Consider the following 6,370-nt stretch of genomic DNA (forward strand, 5'->3'; position numbering starts at 1 on the left):
CTGCCGGGGGCGCCATTGTCCTGACTTCGGACAACTGTTCGTTTGGGGTGTACCCCAGCAGACCATCATGCGCACTTCTACAGTTAGTGAGCATTGACACTCAGATTGGTTTGAAGTACGGTTTCGCCCTATGAAGATCCGTTCCTAATTCGACGCTTCCTTAATCATCGTTGGCTCGAAGGCGGAACTTGGCATGCATATTTCTTTTTCTCATCTCTCTTTTACCTGGCCAGACGGCACTCCTTGTTTTTCAGATTTAAGCGCCACATTCGGCGCGCATTTCACCGGCCTTGTCGGTGCTAATGGCTCAGGAAAATCGACTCTCGCTAAGGTGTTGGCCGGCATCTATCAACCCACTTCTGGTACCGTGACGGCCCCTAAAATCGGCTACCTAGACCAAGATCTAGGGCTCAAAGTGACCGACACCATCGCAGACGTATTCAAGGCTCGCGAGATTTTAGATGCCCTAGCGGAAATCGAAGCGGGCAACTACTCCGAGGAACTCGCGGCCATCGTTGCTGACAACTGGGATCTCAAGGAGAGGATCCAGGCCGCTCTTAGCGCGTCAGGATTGAACTTTTCCCTTTCTCGCAGCGTCGGCAACTTGTCGGGAGGAGAGGCCGTCGCTGTGGCGCTGACGGCGCTGTTTTTCTCCCAACCAGAGATGATCATTCTTGATGAACCCACGAATAATCTCGACGCCGCTGCCAGGGAGCGCCTTCTGCGTATGATTGACGCTTCCCCGGCGCCCATGGTCGTCATCTCGCATGATCGGGAGCTGCTCAACCACGCTGACGAGATAGCTGAGCTCTATCACGGATCATTACGTATGTTTAGCGGGAACTTTGAGCACTACCGTCAAACCATCGACCACGAACAGGAAACCGTGCGGGCCGAAGTAAGTGAGGCCAAAGCCTCCTATCACAAGGAAGTTCGCCAACGTGCCGAGATGCAGACACGGCTTGCCCGTAACGCCCGCCGAGGTAAAGAGTTCGCTACCTCCAAACGCAAGCCTGGTATGGCCATGGGAAATGATAAGAACCGATCCCAGGTCTCGTCAGCCAAGCGTACCCGTGATGCCGCAGCCTCGGTGTCACAAGCTCGGGAAGGTTATGACTTAGCACAACTTAGGTTGCGGGAGGACACTCACGTTCACATCGAGCTTCCCGATACCAGCCTTCCCAATGCCACGCGGGTTCTGAGCAGCGAGCTGTTGACAATCGTCGGCCCCGAACGCGTCCGACTCGCCGGTGCCAATGGGGCGGGAAAAACTACGTTTCTCAACCGGATTGCCAGCGGCGACGTCGACTATGCGCTTCCCCGCGGCTATTTACGTCAACGCATCACATTGCCAGCGGACAAGAGTGTGTGGGAGCTGGTCGCGGAAAGCAATCCGCAGGCTGACCCGCAGTTTATCCGCGACAAGCTAGCACAACTGTTGTTCCAGAATGACAGTGTCCACGCGCCAGTGGGGCAACTTTCCGGAGGCGAGCGGTTCCGTGCCGAGTGCGCACGCGTGCTGCTTGCTTCCCCCGCACCGCAGTTCCTGCTACTAGACGAGCCGACTAACAACTTGGATATCCCCACCGTGGACTGGCTTGTCGACGTCCTCTCCGCTTACCGCGGAGCGTTACTCGTCGTCAGCCACGATGAACACTTCTGTTCGCGCCTTTCGCTGGATCGCACCATCGAGCTTTAAACGCACTTTGCAATGGGCCAGTCGGCACACGAAAACGGGCGCATAATCGACACCTCAAATGTGCTCAGGCAGTGCTGTTATAAGTCGCGGCATCGTTGCCACTACAGTCGCGGCATCATGGACAAACTGGCGTCTCGGTTTTTCTTTTCCGGGGCGCCGGTTTCGTTTCTTAGCTTGGGTGTCTGACGGATTTCGTCAGGCACCTTCTTCTGTAAACAGCCCCTTCTTGCCAAGCTCTGCGATCGTGTCGTCTTCGTTGAAGCTCAACTCCACCACGAAGTAGCGTCCCTCGCTGTCCGCAATCTTCCACGCGCGTTGCTTGTTCTCCGGCTCGATTTCCTCGACCGTCCAGTCCTCGCGCTGATGCGCAATCCCTTCGATGCTCCACACCGGGTCGTCGCATTCCAACAATATGGCGTCGAACTTGACGAACATCACCGACAGATCCGTCTCCTCCATCGGTGGGTTGAACGAATCCATCAAGTAAATCCGGATCTCGTCTTCGTCTTCGTTCGGGATGGTTGCGTAACAAGCATGCGAACCAAAGATTTCGAACGCACTATCCCCTACATCCTCCGAAACGGCTGCCGCTGCAATTGACTGCGCATACAGCTCGTCGTCTTCTTCGCCTTCCTCATCTTCTGTGTCTTCCCCGCTACCAGGTTCAGCTTCATCGCCGTCCCACTCGGGAACCTCGTAAGGCACAACTGGGGTCGTAAACCCTGGCAGGTCTTGTTCCTCGCCCCACTCGCGCATCACTTCCGCAGCAAGGCGCCGACCAAGTTCTGCAGCTCCGGAAACAGCCGCTTCATCCGCCCATTCCCACTTGAGAGTCGCAGACTCCACGTCAACGGTCGCGACGAGTTCCACTCGAGCATTGGCGAGCTTAACCCGCCCCTGAAACTGGTAGTACTGCTCACCTTCAATTTCGCCTACGGCAATCCCCCAGTCATCGCCAACGCGGTCTTCGATCTGTTCCATGATGTGCTCACAGCGCGCATGGGCGTACAGCGCAGCGTGTTGTCCAACTCTGCGAATATCGGGAATCATGTGATTAAACTAACACCGCTTAGCTCAGCTCGCTGAGCCTGTTTCATACAGCCCATGCTTCACGCAGCCTCACCTGCGAAAGGATCCATGACCTACCGACAACTAACCCCTCCTCGCACAAAGGACGCATTAGTGTCCGTCGCAGCTCTCCTCTCCGCTTACGGGCTCCTCGCCGTCCAGGCGTTGGGCTTGGCAAAACTCTCCCTGGACAAGGGAGTAGTCCTCGGCGCTCTGCCATTCATGTTCATCATCGCCCTCGGCCTGCCCACCTGGCTTTTGGTTCTCTACCTGCGGAAACAGAACATCGAAACTGGCTTCACTTCACTCTCTAAAAGAGGTTGGCATCTGCTCTGGCAGACTCCAGTGACAATCATCGCAGCCGGTGCTGCCACGGCATTTGTCGCCTCAATCTTGGGAATGGAAAATGGCGAGCGTTCCTCGACCTTGACTAGCGCAGGCGAATCCGGGCAGACCCTCCCCATCCTCCTCGTCCTCCTGGCGTATCTGCTGCTTGGTCCGTTCCTCGAGGAGTTGGTCTTCCGTCGGGTTCTCATGGGCTACTTCGACACGCTAATGCCAGCTGCCCTGAGTGTCCTGTTCAGCTCACTGCTTTTCGGTCTGGCTCACGTCTCCCCGCCGGCTATCCTCTTTACGGCCTTCCTCGGCATCTCTTGCGCACTGATCACCAGGTGGCACGGCACACTATGGGCGGGATTCATCGTTCACATGCTGAACAACCTGGTCGTCGGGCTACTCGTCTTCGGAGTCGCTGGCTAAGCCTCTTGTCCGCACCGCCCGCTATGGTTGTAGCCATGACTGCGAATAGCCGCTTTAACCCTATTGACGCCCTCCGCTCCCTCCCCCTGGGCAAGTCCCAGAAGTCCGCAGAACTGGACCTCCCCGCCCCCACCCCGGGCTCCTACGCCGTGATCACCGGCGCTTCCTCCGGCATCGGTAAGGCCATCGCCGAGGAGCTCGCCCGGCGCGGCTACGACCTACTCCTGGTCGCCCGCACCGTAGCTCCCATGCAGGAGATCGCGGACGCATTCCCGAACCGCGACGTGCAGATCCGCTCCGTCGACCTGGCGGATGCGCCCGCCCGCGCAGAGCTGCTGGAAGAGCTGCGCACCACCCCGGTCAGCATCATCATCAACTCCGCGGGCATTGCTACCTTCGGCCAGTTCAAGGACCTCGACTGGGATTACGAGCGCCTGCAGTTCGAGCTCAACGCCACCGCACTCTACGAACTCACCCAGGCCGTGCTGCCCGGCATGCTGGAACGCGGCGAGGGCGGCATCGTCAACGTCGGCTCCGCCGCCGGCAACATGGCCATCCCCGGAAACGCAACCTACGTCGGCACCAAGGCGATGGTCAACACCTTCACCGAGTCCCTGCACTACGAGCTCAAAGACCACGGCATTAAGTGCACCCTGCTGGCACCCGGCCCGGTGCGCGAGGCCCGCAAGGAAGACGAGCAGCTCACCGAAGTAGACGATGCCGTCCCGGATTTCCTCTGGACCACCTACGAAGACTGCGCCATCGACACCCTGACTGCCCTGTCCAAGAACAAACTCCGCGTAGTCCCCGGCCCGCTGTCCAAGGCCATGAATTTCGTATCCACGTACCTGCCGCGGAAGGTCACTGCACCGATCGTGGGTAAGTTCTACGCCCAAATGGCAACCGAAAGCGACTGATTCCGAAGGGGCGTCACCAAAAAAGACATAGAATTATCAACAACAGAAAGGAACATCCGTGAACACCACCCCGAATCAAGTTGCCAAAAACGATCGACTCGTGTGGGTCGACTGCGAAATGACGGGCCTCGACCCGGACCAACACGTGCTCGTCGAGATTGCGGTGATTGTGACGGATGCGGACCTCACGCCACTCGACGAGGGGCTGGACCTGGTGATTCACGCGGCCGAACGCGACCTCGCCCGCATGGATGCTGTCGTAACGAAGATGCACGGCGAATCCGGCCTGACGGAACAGATCCGCGCCTCCGACATCACGCTAGAGGAGGCCGAGGAGCAGGTGCTCGACTATGTGAAGAAGCACGTGCCCACCGCAGGCGTGGCGCCGCTGGCCGGCAACACCATCAGCGCGGACCGGAAGTTCATCAACCGCTACATGCCACACCTGGACCAGTACCTGCACTACCGCATGATCGACGTCTCCAGCCTGAAAGAACTCGCCCGCCGCTGGTACCCGCACGTGTACAACGGCCAGCCCGCGAAGGGCATGGCGCACCGCGCACTGGCGGACATCAAGGAATCCATCCGCGAGCTGGATTACTACCGCCGGGCGATGCTGGTGGAGGCCGACCCTTCGAACGCGGAGGCCACGGCCGCGGCAAAGGCAGCGACGGAACGCTTCCCGATCTAGCGCTGACCCCAGCACCTCCTCAGCGCACACCTAGCCCCGTTTCACCCCTTGCGAGCTGGCCTTTTGGTTAAGGCGCAGGGCTTGGGCTAACATGAAATCCGCTGTTTTCAACAGCAATGGTGACTGTAGTTCAGCTGGTAGAGCACTAGGTTGTGATCCTAGGTGTCGCGGGTTCGAGTCCCGTCAGTCACCCCAAATTTTTCTAAAGGTCTAGTGATGCTAATGAGTAACACCGATCTTGAAGCAGCGTTTCGAGATGTCTTCCGCGGACATCCGGCGGGGGTAACGCTGATCACCGCGACCGTCGACGGCGAGCCCGTCGGCCTGACCGCATCATCTGTTGCTTCTCTGTCGCTCGACCCACTATCAATCAGTTTCTCGCTGATGAAGCGCACGGGCTCGGCAGGCAAATTATTGCGGTCGAGCAGCATGTTGGTGCACTTTCTTAATGACGCCCAGTCCCCCATCGCGCACTCCTTCGCCACCTCAGGCGCGGACCGCTTCGCGGAATCTCAAGGGTGGGTGACTGCCGAGACGGGCGAGCCGCTACTGCCCAACTCCCGGGCCGTGATGCGGGCGCGCATTTCAGATACGGCCCGCGCGGGGGAATCTACGCTGGTGGCGGCGGAGGTTCTGGACGTGTCGGAGATCTCCGACGATTCGGCGCTGCTTTTCCTGGGCCACCAGTTCTACAGCATCGCGGGGCTGCGCCCGTTCTAGCGGCGGCGCGCTCGTGTGCAGCGCGCGCAGTTTGCGCGGCGGTGCGCCTCCCCGCTCCCACTTCGGTGCACGCGCGCTCCGCGCCGCACGCTTCGCTCGCTGCGCCCGGCGCGCCCCCACCTCCGAATCCTCCGCTCTGTACAGCGGGCGCTATGCGCGGGTGGCTTCGTAGCCGGCCTCGTCGACCGCGCCGATGACCTGCTGATCCGTCAGCTCCCCTGCTGCCCCGTCGTGCTCGAACGTCAGCAGCCCCTTGTCTGCGCTGACCTCAATGTTCGAAACACCAGGAAGGTTGGAAACTTGCTCCCTGACGGCGTTTTCGCAGTGCCCGCAGCTCATTCCGGTGACGTTGTAGGTGTATGCGCTCATGATGCTTGCCTTTCTTTGACGTTGCTTTCGTAGCCTTCTTAATATTCAGCGCTTCGGAACACGCTTTATTCCACGATATGCCTCAGCGGGCACGCCTTAGTGGAATTCTTCAGCGGACTTCACCCTCCCCTCTAGAAGGCGATGTCC

7 protein-coding genes and 1 tRNA gene are annotated in these 6,370 nt (G+C 59.1%); 6 read left to right on the forward strand and 2 right to left on the reverse strand.

Annotated elements, in window-relative coordinates; all coding sequences use genetic code 11:
* Positions 1–193 precede the first annotated feature (193 nt).
* Positions 194–1,699, forward strand: coding sequence for an ATP-binding cassette domain-containing protein (locus tag QKE30_RS10490; protein WP_239201025.1), 1,506 nt, complete (start codon positions 194–196; stop codon positions 1,697–1,699).
* Positions 1,700–1,894: 195 nt separating this feature from the next.
* On the opposite strand, the gene QKE30_RS10495 is transcribed toward QKE30_RS10490, so the two are convergent.
* On the reverse strand, positions 1,895–2,749 hold the full coding sequence (locus tag QKE30_RS10495; RefSeq protein ID WP_239201023.1) for a DUF6882 domain-containing protein: 855 nt from the start codon (positions 2,747–2,749) through the stop codon (positions 1,895–1,897).
* A gap of 132 nt (positions 2,750–2,881) precedes the next feature.
* On the opposite strand from QKE30_RS10495, the gene QKE30_RS10500 reads away from it, so the two are divergent.
* The 5 genes from QKE30_RS10500 to QKE30_RS10520 all read left to right on the forward strand — a co-directional run bounded on the left by QKE30_RS10500 (position 2,882) and on the right by QKE30_RS10520 (position 5,854).
* Positions 2,882–3,526, forward strand: a complete 645-nt coding sequence (locus QKE30_RS10500; RefSeq protein ID WP_239201022.1) for a type II CAAX endopeptidase family protein — start codon at positions 2,882–2,884, stop codon at positions 3,524–3,526.
* Positions 3,527–3,639: 113 nt separating this feature from the next.
* On the forward strand, positions 3,640–4,443 hold the full coding sequence (cmrA, locus tag QKE30_RS10505) for a mycolate reductase (protein ID WP_011273188.1): 804 nt from the start codon (positions 3,640–3,642) through the stop codon (positions 4,441–4,443).
* Positions 4,444–4,501: 58 nt separating this feature from the next.
* Positions 4,502–5,134, forward strand: a complete 633-nt coding sequence (gene orn, locus QKE30_RS10510; RefSeq protein ID WP_347934755.1) for an oligoribonuclease — start codon at positions 4,502–4,504, stop codon at positions 5,132–5,134.
* Between the two features lie 119 nt (positions 5,135–5,253).
* Positions 5,254–5,329 (forward strand) — tRNA-His (locus QKE30_RS10515).
* Between the two features lie 27 nt (positions 5,330–5,356).
* A complete protein-coding gene (locus QKE30_RS10520; RefSeq protein WP_239201021.1) occupies positions 5,357–5,854 on the forward strand; it encodes a flavin reductase family protein in 498 nt (165 codons plus the stop codon).
* Positions 5,855–6,004: 150 nt separating this feature from the next.
* Here QKE30_RS10520 and QKE30_RS10525 read toward each other — a convergent pair whose 3' ends face one another.
* Positions 6,005–6,223, reverse strand: a complete 219-nt coding sequence (locus QKE30_RS10525) for a heavy-metal-associated domain-containing protein (RefSeq protein WP_347934756.1) — start codon at positions 6,221–6,223, stop codon at positions 6,005–6,007.
* Positions 6,224–6,370 lie beyond the last annotated feature (147 nt).

Origin of the sequence: Corynebacterium sp. c24Ua_83, from assembly GCF_039907245.1 — a bacterium.
In the GTDB taxonomy this organism is placed as follows: domain Bacteria; phylum Actinomycetota; class Actinomycetes; order Mycobacteriales; family Mycobacteriaceae; genus Corynebacterium.

What these genes read in the sequence shown, in the direction of transcription:
- QKE30_RS10490 (WP_239201025.1), top strand. Translation starts at nt 194, where the DNA reads ATGCATATTTCTTTTTCTCATCTCTCTTTTACCTGGCCAGACGGCACT.
- QKE30_RS10495 (WP_239201023.1), bottom strand. Translation starts at nt 2,749, where the DNA reads ATGATTCCCGATATTCGCAGAGTTGGACAACACGCTGCGCTGTACGCC.
- QKE30_RS10520 (WP_239201021.1), top strand. Translation starts at nt 5,357, where the DNA reads ATGAGTAACACCGATCTTGAAGCAGCGTTTCGAGATGTCTTCCGCGGA.
- QKE30_RS10525 (WP_347934756.1), bottom strand. Translation starts at nt 6,223, where the DNA reads ATGAGCGCATACACCTACAACGTCACCGGAATGAGCTGCGGGCACTGC.